Annotated in this window: 8 protein-coding genes; 1 reads left to right on the forward strand and 7 read right to left on the reverse strand. The window is 67.3% G+C overall.

Translation table 11 applies throughout. The features are described from left to right. The 7 genes from DNK34_RS21460 to DNK34_RS21490 form a co-directional block, all read right to left on the reverse strand. The coding region (locus DNK34_RS21460) for a hypothetical protein (RefSeq protein WP_244216330.1) at window positions 1–1,405 on the reverse strand (1,405 nt) is incomplete at its 3' end. A gap of 89 nt (window positions 1,406–1,494) precedes the next feature. Then, complete coding sequence (locus DNK34_RS21465; RefSeq protein WP_131176956.1) at window positions 1,495–2,946, reverse strand: HlyD family type I secretion periplasmic adaptor subunit; 1,452 nt, start codon at window positions 2,944–2,946, stop codon at window positions 1,495–1,497. Then, window positions 2,943–5,075 (reverse strand): type I secretion system permease/ATPase, encoded by a 2,133-nt coding sequence (locus tag DNK34_RS21470; RefSeq protein WP_131176955.1) that lies wholly within the window; start codon window positions 5,073–5,075, stop codon window positions 2,943–2,945. The genes DNK34_RS21465 and DNK34_RS21470 overlap by 4 nt, the downstream gene beginning before the upstream one ends. 30 nt (window positions 5,076–5,105) lie before the next feature. Then, entirely contained in the window at window positions 5,106–6,893 is a 1,788-nt protein-coding gene (locus tag DNK34_RS21475; protein WP_165496977.1) for a TolC family outer membrane protein, read from the reverse strand. Window positions 6,894–7,508: 615 nt separating this feature from the next. After that, window positions 7,509–9,851 carry a TonB-dependent receptor gene (locus tag DNK34_RS21480; RefSeq protein ID WP_242675366.1) on the reverse strand — a complete coding sequence of 781 codons (2,343 nt, stop codon included), beginning with the start codon at window positions 9,849–9,851 and terminating at the stop codon, window positions 7,509–7,511. A 241-nt stretch (window positions 9,852–10,092) separates the two neighbouring features. Then, a complete protein-coding gene (locus tag DNK34_RS21485; protein ID WP_131176952.1) occupies window positions 10,093–12,507 on the reverse strand; it encodes a hybrid sensor histidine kinase/response regulator in 2,415 nt (804 codons plus the stop codon). 55 nt (window positions 12,508–12,562) lie between these two features. Further along, complete coding sequence (locus tag DNK34_RS21490; protein ID WP_131176951.1) at window positions 12,563–13,336, reverse strand: response regulator transcription factor; 774 nt, start codon at window positions 13,334–13,336, stop codon at window positions 12,563–12,565. A 147-nt stretch (window positions 13,337–13,483) separates the two neighbouring features. Between DNK34_RS21490 and DNK34_RS21495 the strand changes: the two genes are divergently transcribed. Further along, complete coding sequence (locus DNK34_RS21495; RefSeq protein WP_131176950.1) at window positions 13,484–14,458, forward strand: LysR family transcriptional regulator; 975 nt, start codon at window positions 13,484–13,486, stop codon at window positions 14,456–14,458. Window positions 14,459–14,494: the final 36 nt, after the last annotated feature.

Consider the following 14,494-nt stretch of genomic DNA (forward strand, 5'->3'; position numbering starts at 1 on the left):
CGCTGTTGCCCGCCGGGTCGGTGATGGTCGCGCTCACCTCCACGTTGCTCTGGCCCGGGGCGACCGGCACCTGCACGGTGACGCCATTGTCCAGGTCGGCCTGGGTCACCGGCCGGTTGAGCAGTTCCTGGCCATCGCCGTCCCGCACCACCAGGGTGTCGCCTACCCGTACCTGGTCATCCAGGCTGATCAGCGCCGGTACGCTGCCGTCCGCGCCGATCTCCGCGGCGTTATACACCCCATCCTCGCCTGCGCCCTGCAGCTCGACGGCGACCCCGGGGACCTGGTCATCCACCGGCTTGTCGTCATGGGCGGAGCCGCTGTTGCCCGCCGGGTCGGTGATGGTCGCGCTCACCTCCACGTTGCTCTGGCCCGGGGCGACCGGCACCTGCACGGTGACGCCATTGTCCAGGTCGGCCTGGGTCACCGGCCGGTTGAGCAGTTCGTTGCCATTGCCGTCGCGCACCACCAGGGTGTCGCCTACCCGTACCTGGTCATCCAGGCTGATCAGCGCCGGTACGCTGCCGTCCGCGCCGATCTCCGCGGCGTTGTACACGCCATCCTCGCCCGCGCCCTGCAGCTCGACGGCGACCCCGGGGACCTGGTCATCCACCGGCTTGCTGTCGTGATCCGAGCCGCCGACGCCGGCTGGCGTCGTCACGCTGGCGGCGATGTCGACCTGGGGCTGGCCGGCAACGACCGGCACTTCGATGCGTACGCCGTTATCCAGATCGTCCTGGGTCACCGGCCGGTTGAGCAGTTCATTGCCATTGCCGTCCGTCACCAGCAGGACGTCGCCCACCCGCACCTGGTCATCCAGGGTGATCAGCGCCGGTACGCTGCCGTCCGCGCCGATTTCCGCCTGGTTGTAGACACCATCGTCGCCCGCGTCCAGCAACTGCACGCGTACGCCGGGCGTGCGGATGGCCGGAGCGGGCTCATGGCGCTCGCCGCCACGGTGTTCGACGCGCCAGTCGCGCTCGAACGTCCGCTCGGGCAGGGTCATGCCGAGTGGGCGCAGCAGTTCCTGAATACGTGCCACGGTCACCGGGGTGATGCCGTCGGCCTCGATGATTTCGCCGATGCGCACCAGATGGACGAATTTGTGGCCTTCGAAGCTGGTCTCCGGGCGCTCGTTGTCTGCCTGCCGCGGTTCGGCCGGCGCCCCTGGCTCCAGCGGCTGCGGGCCTGGCGTCTCCTCGCGTTCGGGCCCGCGGGTCAGCGATGCGGCGTCATCGATGACGGCCTGCTGCTGGCCGATGAAACTCAACTGGCGGTTGTCGGCGAAATCCACGTCGACCTGCGCCCCGGGTGCGGTGATCAGCATTTCATCGCTGTTCAGACGGTCGCCGACCTTGAGTTCGCGACGCTCGCCGGTGGCGGTCAGGGCCCAGGCTTGACCCACGAGAGATACAACGGTTGCCGGAGTAGTCATAGGAACCTCGTTACAGGACTTTCATGCCAATCGGTTACGGGCATGGACAAAATTCGTTCTCAGCGCTCGCTCAAGGCATTGGCCTTGGCGCGCAGCACCGGTTTGAGCAGGTAGGCCAGAATGCTTTTCTTGCCGGTCATGATGTCGAGCTGGGCGGTCATGCCCGGGATCACCGAGAGGCGTTCGGCGAACTCGCTGTCGCGGGTGACCACCCGCACCAGGTAGAAGGTGTTGTCGCGCTCATCGGTGATGGTGTCGGCGCTGATGTGCTGCAGCGTCGCCTCGAGCCCGCCGTAGATGGAGAAGTCGTAGGCATGCAGCTTGATGGTGGCCGGCAGCCCGGGACGCAGGAAGGCGATGTCCTTGGGCGAGACCTTGGCCTCGACCAGCAGGCGGTCGTCGCTCGGCACGATTTCGATGACCGCATGCCCCGGCTGCACCACCCCGCCGATGGTGTTGAACAGCACCCGTTGCACGGTGCCGTTGACCGGTGAGCGGATCTCCGAGAACTTCACCCGGTCGGCCAGGCCGTTGATGTTCTTGTCCAGGCTGTTGAGTTGCGCCGTGGCCTCGCTGAGCTCGGCACGCCACTGGTTGCGCGCGGTGAGCTCCACCTCGCGGAGGCGGGCCTCGGCCTCCTGGATGCTGGCCTCGATCTGGCGACTGCGGGCCGCGGCCTGGCGCCGCTCGCCATCGGCGGCGGCCTGATCGCGCTGCAGCCGCAGGATGTCCATTTCCGAGACGGCACCCGAGGCCAGCAGGGGGGTGGTCACGCTCAACTCGCGGCTCGACATCCGGTAGGACTGCTCGGCGGCGTGCAGCCGCGCCCGCACCTCGCTGAGCTCCTGCTGGCGCTGGGTGCGCTGCTCGCGGGCGATGGACAGGCGCTGATCCAGTTCCTTCAGGCTTTCGTGGTAGTAACTCCGCTCCTGGTCCAGCACCTGCGCCTGTTCCGTACTGAGCTCATCACGGGGGGCCGGCTGATAGGGTTTGTCATCGATCAGCGCCAGCAGGCGCTCGACCTTGGCGCGCAGGGCGAAGATGCGCACGCTGCCCTCCTGGAAGCTGGCGACGAAGCGGGTCGGATCGATGCGCACCAACAGGTCGTCCTTGCGCACCGTCGCCCCTTCCTCGACGAACAGCGCCTCGACCACCCCGCCATCCACTGCCTGCACCACCTGCAGTTGCCGCGACGGAATCACCTTGCCTTCGCCGCGGGTCACCTCGTCCACCGTGGCGAAGGCCGACCACAGCAGCAGCAGGGCGACGCTCAGGGCGATGCCGTAGAGCAGCCCGCGCGCGCGCAATACCCGCTGGCCGTCGAGGGCCTGTTCGGCATCGCCCTGCCAGTTGCGCGAGCCGTTGCCGAAGGCGGCGAAGAAGGGCCGGAACAGACGATCGACGCCACGCCGGCCGTGCGCGCCAATGGCGCTCAAGGCGTGCAGCCGTTCGAACGCCTGCTGCTCCAGTTGCTTTTGTTCGGCGGCCTGCGCCAGGTTGCCGTCATTCATTGCGCCACCCGCTGCAGGCTGCCTTTTTCCAATGCCTGCAACACGCTGTGCTTGGCGCCATCGGCAATGATCCGACCGCCGTCGATGACGACCAGCCGATCGACCAGGTGCAGCAGACTGGTGCGGTGCGTCACCAGCAGCAGGGTCTTGCCCTGGCTGAACTGGCCCAGGGCCTTGCTGACGTGGTTTTCCAGGGCGCTGTCCATGGCGCTGGTGGGCTCGTCGAACAGCAACATGCTGCTGTCGGCCATCACTGCGCGGGCCACGGCGATGGTCTGCCGCTGCCCACCGGACAGGCGGCTGCCGGCCTCGCCCACGGGCATGGCCAGGCCGTCGGCATGGCTGCCGATCAGGTTCTTCAGGCCGGAGACGTGAATCGCCTGCAACAGGCGATCGTTGCCCGGCCGCTCGCAGCCCAGGGTGATGTTGTCGTACACCGTGCCGCTGAGCAGCTGGATGTCCTGGGGGATGTAGCCGATGTTGCGGCGCAGCTCGGCCGGGTCGAGCTGCTCGATGTGCACGCCGTCGATCAGCAGACTGCCGGCGCTGGGCCGGTACAGGCCCAGGATGAGCTTTTCCAGGCTGCTCTTGCCCGAGCCGACGCAGCCGAGAATGCCCACCCGCTCACCGGCGCGGATGTGCAGCGACAGATTGCTCAGGGCATCGCGCTGCTCGCCGGGATAGCGGAAGCTGACATTGCGCAGCTCGATTTCGCCGCGCAGCTTGCCACGGCTGATCAGTTGCTTGCCGACCTGCCGCTCCTGCTCGTTACCCATGATCTGCTCGACCGCCGCCAGCGCCGTGGCCGCCTGGTAGTACTGGGTGAGCAGCGAGGCGGTCTGCGATACCGGGGCCATGGCCCGGGACGACAGCATGTAGGCGGCGATCAGCGCGCCCTGGCTCATCTGCGCGTCGATCACCAGGTAAACGCCGACCACCAGCAGGCTCACCGACACCACTTGCTGGATCCACGAGGCCCCGGCGCCGACCGATACGCCGAGCATGCGCAGCTTGCCGGAGCAGCCGCTGAGGAACCGGGTGGACTGCTCCCAGCCGCTCTGCATGCGGCTGCTGGCGTTGAAACTCTTCAGCGTCTGTGCCGTGCTCAGGCTTTCGATCAGGCCCGAGCTGCGCTGCGCGCTGGCCTTGCTCATCACCTCGGAGAGCTGCTGCATCTTCGCCTGCACGGACAGCGCATAGAGGATGATCAGGGCGGCGCCGAGCAGCACCGGAATGGCCATCACCCAGGAGATCAGCACGATGATCACCACGAACAGCAGGAAGAACGGCAGGTCGATCAGGGCGGTGACCGTCATCGAGCCGATGAACGAACGCACCGACTCGAACGACTGCACGCTGGAGGCGAACGAGCCGATCGACGCCGGGCCGTGCTCCAGGCGCATGCCGAGGATGCGCTCCATGATGCGTCCGGACAGCTGGATGTCGGCGCGGCTCGCCGCCAGTTCGACGAACCAGCTGCGCAACAGGCGCAGGGCCAGGTCGGCGCAGACCACGATCAGCGCGCCCAGCGCCAGCACCCAGAGGGTCTCCGTGGCGTGGTTGGGCACCACCCGGTCGTAGACGTTCATCACGAACAGCGGCATGGCCAGGGCGAACAGGTTGATGAAGAAGGCCGCGACGAGAATGTCCCGGTACAGCGGCCGGTTGGCCCTGATCACGCTCCAGAACCAGTGCCCGTGGCCCTGCTCGACATCCACCACGGTGGCCTGTTCCTGCAGGCGGAAAGCGGGACGGCAATACAGGGCGATGCCGGCATAGCGCTGGCGAAAGTCATCCAGCGGCAGTTCCTGGGGCTGCATGTCCAGTTCGGGCAACAACACCCGCACCGTCTTGCCGGCCAGGTCGATGCGCGCCAGCAGGCAGGCGCGATTGCCCTCCAGCAGCACCACGCAGGGCAACAGCAGGCCATTGAGGCGCTCCAGCGGCTGCTGGCTCAGGCGCGTGGTCATCCATACCCGTTCCGCGGCCCGGGCGAACACCGATGGCGTCAGGCGCCCGTCGACCAGCGGCAGGCCATCGACCAGGGCATCGCGGCTGGTGGTGGTGCCATTGGCGCTGGCCAGCCAGAGCAGGCAGGCACTCAGGGGATCGTCGGGCAAAGCGTCCATGGGACTTCCTGCTGGTGGAGTGTGGGAAGGCTAGCGGGCGCGGTTGACGTGCAGTTCGACGCGGCGGTTTTCCGCACGGCCCTGCACGGTGTTGTTGCTGGCCACCGGGCGCTCGGCACCGGCGCCCGAGACACTGATCAGCGCGGCGTCCACGCCGTTGGCGACGAGGAAATCACGCACCGCCACGGCGCGCGCCAGGGACAGCTCGCGGTTGAGCCCGGCGGAACCGCTGTTGTCGGTGTGGCCCACGATGCTCAGGGCGCGCAGCTGGCCCTGCTGCAGCAGGCGCTCGACGAAGCGCCGCAGGCTGGCCTGCGAATCCGTCTTGATCAGCGCACTGCCGCTGTCGAACAGCGCGTCGCCGCTGAGGTCGAGGATCTCCTCGGCCCTGGTCGGCTGCAGGTACTGCTGGATGTCCAGGGCGCCACCGGGAACGCTGGAGCAATACTGGCTGGAAGCCGTGGCAACCGGCGACGCGTTGATGTCGTCCAGGGTCGGGATCGCCTCGCGGGCGACCGCCAGCGTCTGCAACAGGCGGCCCATGCTGTGCAGGGTGCGCAGACGCGCGATCTGCAGGTCATACTCACCATCGACGTAGGCGCGCTCGGCCTGGAAGGCCTCGTTCTCCGAGTCGAGCACGTCGAGCAGCGAGCGGCGGCCAATGTCGAACTGCTCGCGGTAGGCCACCACCACGTTGGCCGCGCCCTCGCGGTGGGCGGCCAGGGAGGTGCGTTTCTGCTCCAGGTTGAGCACGTCGCCATGGGCGATGGTGGCGGTCTGGCGCAGATCCACGCAGGCCTTGTCGCGCAGGCTCTCGGCCTGGCCGATGCGGCGCTGGGCGGCGCGCTCGGCGGCCCGGTCGCTGCCGCCACGGAACAGGTTGTAGCGGGCGCGCAACTCGATGAGGCTCTCATTGCCGTACGGGTCCGGATCGGTACGGTTGTCGAAGCTGTTGTTGTTCTTGTACAGGCCCTGGCGAGCGCCGAACTCGAAGGTCGGATAACGGTTGGCCTTGGCTTCGCCGAAAGCGGCCTCGGCGGCCTGGGTGTTCTCGAAGGCGGCGTAGAGCGCCGGGTTGTTGGCGTAACCGGCCTTGAGTACCTCCTCGAGGCCGCCGGGCACGCGCGCGCTTGGCAGGTCGACAACGGCCAGGCTGGCGGCCGGGGTCCGCCCGACCAGGCGCTGGAAGCGCGCGGTGACGCTCTGCAGGTTGGCGATCTCGGTCATCAGGTTGGAACGCGCCAGGGACAGGCGGCCATTGATCTGTTGCAGGTCGGCGCGGTTGCTGACGCCGCTCTGCGCGCGCTCGCCGACACGCTCCTGCACCCGCTGGTGGTTGGCCACGTTGTTCTGCGCCAGGGTCACCAGTTCGCGGTGGCGCAATACCCCCAGGTAGGCCTCGCTGGCCTCCAGCGCCTTGCTCTCGGCCTCGTCCAGCAATTCGTAATAACGCACCCGGCTGGTGTGCTCGGCGCGCGACAGGGCGTGGCGTACGCGGAAGCCGTCGAAGAGCATCTGGGTCAGGGAAATCTCCGCGTAATTGCGCGAATAATCGCTGCGGTTGTCGAACTGCCGGTTGGCCTGGCCGGCCGAGGCGCTCAGGTCGACCGAGGGCAGATAGCCGCCGAACACTTCGCGACGGTCTTCGGTCGCCGCCTGGAAGGCGTCCAGGCGCGATTGCAGCTCGGGGTTGAACTCGAGGGTCTCCTGCACCACGGCGAGCAGGTTGTCCTGTCGCTCGTCAGCGGTTACCGCCACGGGCGCAAGCCCGATGCAGATGGCGAGGGCAAGTTTGGCGAACGGGGATTCTATGTGCATGACGTCCTCTAAGCAGTCTGAGTGCTCGATGATGTGTTCCCGGCACTGGGCTGGGGCGTTGGGTATGGGCGATGTCGCCGTACCATGACGAGAGCAGGCCGGCCCGGGGCGCCGTACGGCCACCGGAGGTGGGCATCGGGCGCCCGCGAAAAAACGGCTAGAAGGGTGAGTGGCGGCAGGCCAGGACAACTGGCAGCGGCAAGTGACCGAGCGGAGCGCGGCAGCCTTTCCCTGGCCCATGGGCCCTCTCCCTCACGATGCCTGCCACACCGCAGGAACCCTCCTGAACGGCAGGCAATGTAGGGAGCGCCGCGCGGCAGAAGAAGAGCTTCGGCCGGGAATCTGTGTCTCGCTCAGGCAACGAAATGGCGCCCCGGCAAAGGTCGGCCATCGCCGGACCGGGCTGAAACGCAGAAGGAAGCAGGTTCCGGCGCAACGAGCACCTTTGCCGCAGCGGACGGCAAAAGCCTGTCGCGCACGTGCTGGACGCCGCGCGATCGGGTGGAGGACGGGAACTTTTCCCAAGCGATTGATGCCGCCGGGGCGAACAACCTCAGCGTGGCTACGGCCGCGAACGCGACGCCCAGCGGCCGGGGCGGAAGCGGCGTGGCCCGATCAGTAACGCCCGCGCCAGGTCACGCCGAGGGTGCGCGCGTCGCCCGGCAGCACGGCGTAGTCGCCAGAGCCCAGGGTGGCGTAGACGGCACTGGCATAACGCTGATCGAACAGGTTGCGGGCCCACAGCTCGACGACCCAGCGCTGATCCGCACGGCCCATGCCGAGGCGCAGATCGCTCACCCCGTAAGCCGACTGGTAACTGCCGGCGCCCCTTTCCAGCGCGCCGTAGTAGCCGCTGCGCCAGCTGTGATCCAGCGCCGCGAACAGCTCCAGGCCGTGCTCCAGCGGGCGCCGGTAATCCAGCCCCGCCGTGGTGCTCCAGCGTGGCGCGTTGAACAAGCGCTTGCCCGCCAGGTCGCACGACCACTGCCCGCTTTCCGGGGCACAGGGGGCGTTGTCGAACGAGCGATAGCGGGCATCGCTCCAGGCGATGCCCAGGCGCAGCTGCACCCGCTCACTGGCCCGCAGGCGCCCGTCGAGCTCCACGCCACGCAAGCGCACCCGACCGACGTTGATCAGGTTATCGCGCAGGGGTGGGGAGAGGTCGTTGGCCGGCGCGCTGTTGCTCAGCGCCTGGTAGTCCTCGACGTCGGTCTGATAGAGCGCCACGTCGAGCGCCAGCCGCTCCTGCCACCAGAGACCCTTGAGGCCGACCTCGAGCGAAGTCGCCCGCTCGCTGCCGAACACCGGGGCGACATGCGCGCGGGTCACGTCGAGGTTGATGCCGCCGGCCTTGTAGCCCCACGACCAGCTGGCATAGCCGACCACGCCCTCGCTCAACGCATAGCTGAACGCCAGCTGGCCGGACAGATTGTGCTCTTCGAGCCGGTTGCGGCGGGCATAGTCCCCGCCAAGGGTGATATCGCGCAGCAGCGCGCCCCCGAGCTGCGACACCGGATCCGGCCCCAGCGGCGCCAGGCCTGACACCGCACGGGTAATGCTGGCGCGCTTGCGCTCGCGGGTGTAGCGCAGGCCCGGGGTGATGGCCAGGCGCTCGCTGGGGCGCCAGGTGAACTGGCCGAACAACGCCTGACTGTCGCTATGCTGCTCGCCCTCGAAGCGCTGGCGCGCGCCCTGCAACAACGATGGCGGAATCATCGCCGGGGTGATGCCGAGCTGGGCGGTCTCCGGGCGATCGCCAAGAAAGTACGCCGCCGCATCATCGCCAAAAGCCACGTTGACCTGGCGCTGCAGGCGCTGGCGCAGGTAGTACAGGCCCAGCACGTAATCGAACCGCTCGCCGAACGCCTGCGCCAGGCGCAGCTCCTGGCTGAACTGGTGATGATCGAGCCGGGCCGCGGAACGGGCCACGGACAATGCCGTGCCGTCGGCGTCCTGCTCGCCATCGTAGACCCAGTCGCGATAACCGCTGATGCTGGTCAGGGTCATGCCATTGTCCAGTTCGCCATCGAGTTGCAGGGTCAGCGCGCGCTGCAGCGTTTCCAGGTCGTTGGGCTCGTTGTGCTGCACACGCCGGGCATAGGGGGCGACCGGCAACAGCGAGTAACCGAGGTAAGCCGCGCGCTGACGGGTCGCCGTGCTGAACTGGCTGGCGGTGAGCACGGCGCTTTCGTCCTGCCCGGCGTACTCAGCGATCAGCCGGGCGCTGAAACGCTCGCCGGGCGTCCACAGCAACTGGCCACGCACCCCCTGGCGATCCTCCTCGCCGAGGCTTTCGCCGTTGTAGCGATTGTCGATGGCGCCGTCACGCACCAGGTCATAAGCACTCAGGCGTGCCGCCAGCACGCCCTCGACCAGCGGCCCGGAGACGCTGGCGCGATACTGGCGCAGACCGTCCTGGCCCAGGCTTACCTCAGCGCGCCCTTCGCTGACGAAGCTCGGTGCCCGGCTCAGCAGATTGATGGCGCCGGCGGTGGAGTTCTTGCCATACAGCGTCCCCTGCGGCCCACGCAGCACCTCGACCCGCTCGATATCGCCGAAATCGAGCAGCGACATGCCCTGGCGTCCCAGGTACACGCCATCGGCGAACAGCGCCACGCTACCGTCGAGCCCGTCATTCGCCGAACTCGATCCCAGGCCCCGGATACCGTAAGCGGCATAGCGCGGATTGGGCGCCGTCAACATCAGGCCGGGGATGCGCTGCGCCAGCGTCTCGGCCCGATACAGGCCGGCGCTGCCGAGTTGCTCGTCATCCAGCACATCGATGGCGATCGGCACCTGCTGCGCCGGCTCTTCACGATGGCGGGCGCTGACGTTGATCGCGTCGAGCAGCCAGACGGAATCGTCGGGCAATGGCGTCGCCAACGCCGGCCCGGCCAGGGACAACAGCCAGATCGAACCTGCGCGGCAGACGCTCCGGCGTACGATGATGAACAGCACGGCTGACCTCGTTGTTCTTATACGCATCGAACGCTCCCGGGTAGATCGGAGGCTCGCTGTCGTCGACTTTTCCCGCCTTTCATCCGTGCCGGCCAAAACGCCGTCCGCCCCAGCAAAGGCCGAGGACGCACAGGCTCCGTAAGATAACGCAATCACCCTGTCGGAACATGGGCACCATGAGCTCGGGTCTGTTGAGGTTTCAGCGCAAGCCGCAGGGCTCCGGCGCGGTCGTGCGGAAACCTCAACAGACCCTGGAAGCCGGTTTGGCGCCCGCCGCTTCATCGCCGCCGCCCGGCGCATTCGCGTGCAGCAAGGCGCCGATACGATCCAGCAGTTGGCCGGTATCGGCCGGCTTGAGTATCTCGCCATCGAATGCCAGATCGGCCGGCAGGTGTGCCGGATGCAGCGCCGGCGTTGCCGAATAGAGCAGCACGGGCAGCCCCGGCCGCTCGCTGCGCAGGCGCTGCAACAGGGTCCAGCCATCCATGACCGGCATCATCTGATCGGTCATCACCAGATCGACCGCCTGCTGTTCGAGCAACTCGAGCGCCTGTTGACCGTCCGCGGCCAGCAGCACCTCGAAACCATAGCCACTCAACAGGTCGTACAGCCACTCACGGTTCAAGGCGACGTCGTCGACCAGCAGGATGCAGTGGCTCTCCTGCGGCGCGACCCCGGCATGACTGTCGCGCAGCCCAATGTCCAGCTCGTGCTCGCTGGCCGGTGTGAGGCGCAGGCGGAAACCGATACGGCTGCCGCCCTGCTCCAGGCTGTCGATCTCCAGCTCGCTGCCCATGCGCCCCAGCAGTTGCGTCACGATCGACAGGCCCAGGCCGCTACCCTGGACCTGGCCGACGTTGCTGCCGCGGCGGAAGGGTTGCAACAGGTTGTCCCGCTCGCTCGGGGCGAAGCCGATACCGTTGTCGCTGACCCGGAAACACAGCTCCACGCATTCGCCGACCGCCCCGGGCACGCTGCTGACCTCCAGGGTGATGCGCCCATGGCGGGTGAACTTGGCGGCATTGCCCAGCAGATTGAGCAATACCTGGCGCAGGCGGCGGAAATCCGCCTGCACGATAGCCGGTAGATCCGCGGCGAACAGGCATTCGAAATGGTTGTCCTGGCGCGTGGCGAGAAAACGTCCCTCCTCCTCCACCTCGCGCAGGAAGCCATAGAGGTAGCCCGGCGCCAGGGTGAGCTCCAGTTGTTGCAACTCACCCCGGGAAAACTCCAACAGTTCGTCGATCAATTCCAGTTGCTGGCGCGCGCTGCGCTCGATCTTGTGCGGGTAGTCGGGTTGCGGCTGGCTGCGCAGCAGGCGCGCATAGTCGATGATGCTGACCAGCGGCGAACGCAGATCGTGACTGATCCGCGCCATCAGCGAACTGCGCGCGCGCAGCGATTCGCGCAGCTGCGCGGTGCGCGTCGCCACCGTGCTTTCCAGGCGCTCGTGCTCGGCCCGACGCTGCTCGTCGAGCTCGCTCAGGGCGCGCTGCTCCCGGCGCCGGACGAGCACGACCTCGGTGACCAGGGTGCAGACCAGCAGCAGCACGCCGGGCAGGGTCGACGCCAGGCTGAGGAAACTGTCCCGCGACTGCCAGGGCACGAGCCGATCCAGCGACAGCAGATGGCGCACGGCGAACTGCACCAGGAACAGCGCCGGCACCACCCAGGCCATCCAGCGCAACTTCACGCCATGCAACCAGGCCGCCAGCAGCGTGGCCGGCAGCACCAGGTAGAGGGTCAGGCGCAAGGTCCACTCGACATACAAGCGTCCGCCGGGGGCGTGACCCAGCCAGTCCCAGACTTGCCCGCCGATGTAACTGAGCAGGATCAGACCGAACAGAAACCCCCAGCCCCTGGGCAGATGACGAACGCCGAGCAGCAGCCTGACATAACCGAGGAAACAGGCGAACGAGAGGATGCTGAGCCACGTGCTGATCGTCTGCGTCCAGGGCACCGCCGCGGGCCAGAGGATCAGGTAACCGTTGACCACGCAGGTGAACAGGATATAGGTCAGTACCGCCGCGGCATGGGCGATGAGCAATGGCGTCGCCATGATCCGACCGAGAATCAGGCTGAAGGGCACCACCAGCAGCACGATGCCGAGGGTGATGCCGTCGGCCAGGTAGAGGGACTGGCACCGTTCCAGCAGCAGCTCGTCCGACCACAGCCGCGGTTCGAGGATGATCAGCGAGTCGCTGGCCACCCGTACCAGCACCTCGACCCGCTCGCCCTCGGCCAGCGTCATGGGAAAACGTGGCTGGCGGTCCACCACCGTCCATTGCTCCAGCGGGTAGGCACTGCCGCCGCGCAGCGTCTGCCAGGCGTCGCCACGGCGGATATGCACCTGGATGTCCTGCAGGCGCGGCTCGCCCACCGTGAGCCAGCGCAGGCATTCGTGCTCGCCGGGATTGTCCAGTTCGAAGCGCAACCAGTAGGCGGAGCGGCTGTATTCGAGGGTCAGGCGCTGTGCGCTCGCGGCGTCGAAGGCCGACGCCGGCAACGCCAGCACCTGGTCGGCGGTCAAGCTCGCCGTAGGGTCCTCGAAGAGGCGCACGGGAGGGTCCAGCTCGACATCGCAGGTCGCGGCCGAGGCGAGATTGACGAGCGACAGCCCCAGCAACAGCACGGCGAGCAGCACCGAGCGACTCATGGCCTCGGCCCCGCGCCCGCGACGCCCCTTCATCGATCCCCAGGCGCAAACGGCATCACGTCTGCGCCCGTTCTTGCTGGCGGAACTGGCTGGGCGTCATGCCCATGCGCTCGCGAAAAGCCGTGGTGAAATTGCAGGCGCTGCGAAAGCCGACCAGTTCGGCGATGTCCTGAATGCTCATGCCGCTATCGGCCAGCAATTCCAGCCCCCGCTTCAGACGTACTTCGCGGATATAGGCGAATACCGTCATCCCCAGGTGCTCGCGGAAGATGCCCGACAGACGCTTGTCGTGGGTGCCGACCTTACGGGCGATCTCGGCCAGCGAGGGCATATCGTCGAGGCGCTGGGCGATCAGACGCATGGCGGCGCGCAGCAGCACCTCAGCGTCGGTGGCGGGCTCCACCTCGGCAGAGGGAACGGCGCCGAGCGACGTGTCGCGCCAGGCCAGCTGCAGGTGAATGCGGATACGCGCCAGCACTTCCTGGGGCTCGCAACTCTTGAGTACGTAATCGACACAGCCCAGCGTCAGGCCTTCGAGCCGCTCGTCGACCGCACCGGCGGACGTCAGGAAGATCACCGGCACCCGGCACGTAGCCGGCGCCTCACGCAACAGCCGACACAGGGTGAAGCCATCCATGCCGGGCATGCGCACATCGAGCAGGATCAGGTCGGGTTTCAGGGCCAGGGCACGCTGATAGCCCTGATGGGCATCACTGGCCAGGGACAGGCGCCAGGACTGTTGACGCAGTAATCCGATCAGGCCTCGAAGCTCTTCCGGAGAGTCGTCGATGACCAGAATATGCGGTGCAGTAATAAAGTCGCTCTGCATGACTACGCCCCCGCCCCGATGTTGCTCGGCATCCGTTCGATCATTTATCCGCCCATCCTCCCTGCTGGCAAAAGCCGTATCCGCTGCAGCAAAAGCCACACTGTCAGGCGGGCAATAAGATAGCGCAAAGCCATGCAGGTAAATACGATGCAACGTTCCACCCACGACAACACTGCGTCCCACAAACCCCAACTCAAGGCCGCCACCCAGGCCAGCATCCTCGGCGAGCTCTACTGGCTGATCTGCGTGGTCGAAGCCGGCAGTTTCTCGGCCGCGGCCGAACGCACCGGCATCGCCAAATCCAGCCTCAGCCGACGCATCATCCAGCTGGAGAAACGCCTGCAGGTCCAACTGCTCAACCGCAGCACCCGCTCGTTCAGCATGACCACCCTGGGCGAGCGCATCTATCGTCACGCCCTGGATATGCTCAGCGCCGCCGAAGCGGCCGAAGCCACGGCCCAGGAAGCCAGCGGCACGCCGAGCGGGCTGCTCCAGCTGTGTGCGCCCGCCATCTTCAGCGGCTGGCTGCTCGAGCGGCTCGGTCACTTTCAGGCCAGCCATCCGAAAGTCAGCTTCGCCCTGATCAACAGGGACGGGCAGACCGAGTTGAGCGCCCAGCGCCTGGACCTGTCGCTGAGCCTGGACGACGCGCCGAGCAACAGCAGCGATATCGTCGCCCGTCCCCTCGCTCGCCTGCAAAGCGTGATCGTCGGTAACCCCGCGCTGCTCAAGCGCCTCGGCCATCCGCAACACCTGGGCAGTGTCGACGACCAGCACCTGCTGGCCTTCGGTGCGCCCCAGGCGCTACGCCCCTGGCTGCTGGCCGACGGCCAACGACCGCTGCACAACTCGGCGTTCAGCTCGCCGAGCCTGCAAACGCTGCTCAACGCCGCCCGTGCCGGCATCGGCCTGGCCTGCCTGCCCTTGCACGCCTGTCACGCCGACCTGCAGCGTGGCAGCCTGCTGGCGTCCTGCCCGCAGGAACGCCCGGCCTCAAGCACACTGTATGCCCTGACCCCCGCCCACCGCGGCATCACCCCCGCCGTACGCGGTCTGATCCAGCACATCCGCCACGACCTGAGCCATGCACGGCATCCGGGAATGCAACCAGTAGCCGACTGAGGGAGTCCAAGGGCTTATCGCCACGACACTGCCAGC

It is taken from the genome of Phytopseudomonas dryadis (genome assembly GCF_004327355.1).
In the GTDB taxonomy this organism is placed as follows: domain Bacteria; phylum Pseudomonadota; class Gammaproteobacteria; order Pseudomonadales; family Pseudomonadaceae; genus Aquipseudomonas; species Aquipseudomonas dryadis.

What these genes read in the sequence shown, in the direction of transcription:
- DNK34_RS21465 (WP_131176956.1), bottom strand. Translation starts at nt 2,946, where the DNA reads ATGAATGACGGCAACCTGGCGCAGGCCGCCGAACAAAAGCAACTGGAG.
- DNK34_RS21470 (WP_131176955.1), bottom strand. Translation starts at nt 5,075, where the DNA reads ATGGACGCTTTGCCCGACGATCCCCTGAGTGCCTGCCTGCTCTGGCTG.
- DNK34_RS21475 (WP_165496977.1), bottom strand. Translation starts at nt 6,893, where the DNA reads ATGCACATAGAATCCCCGTTCGCCAAACTTGCCCTCGCCATCTGCATC.
- DNK34_RS21485 (WP_131176952.1), bottom strand. Translation starts at nt 12,507, where the DNA reads ATGAGTCGCTCGGTGCTGCTCGCCGTGCTGTTGCTGGGGCTGTCGCTC.
- DNK34_RS21490 (WP_131176951.1), bottom strand. Translation starts at nt 13,336, where the DNA reads ATGCAGAGCGACTTTATTACTGCACCGCATATTCTGGTCATCGACGAC.
- DNK34_RS21495 (WP_131176950.1), top strand. Translation starts at nt 13,484, where the DNA reads ATGCAACGTTCCACCCACGACAACACTGCGTCCCACAAACCCCAACTC.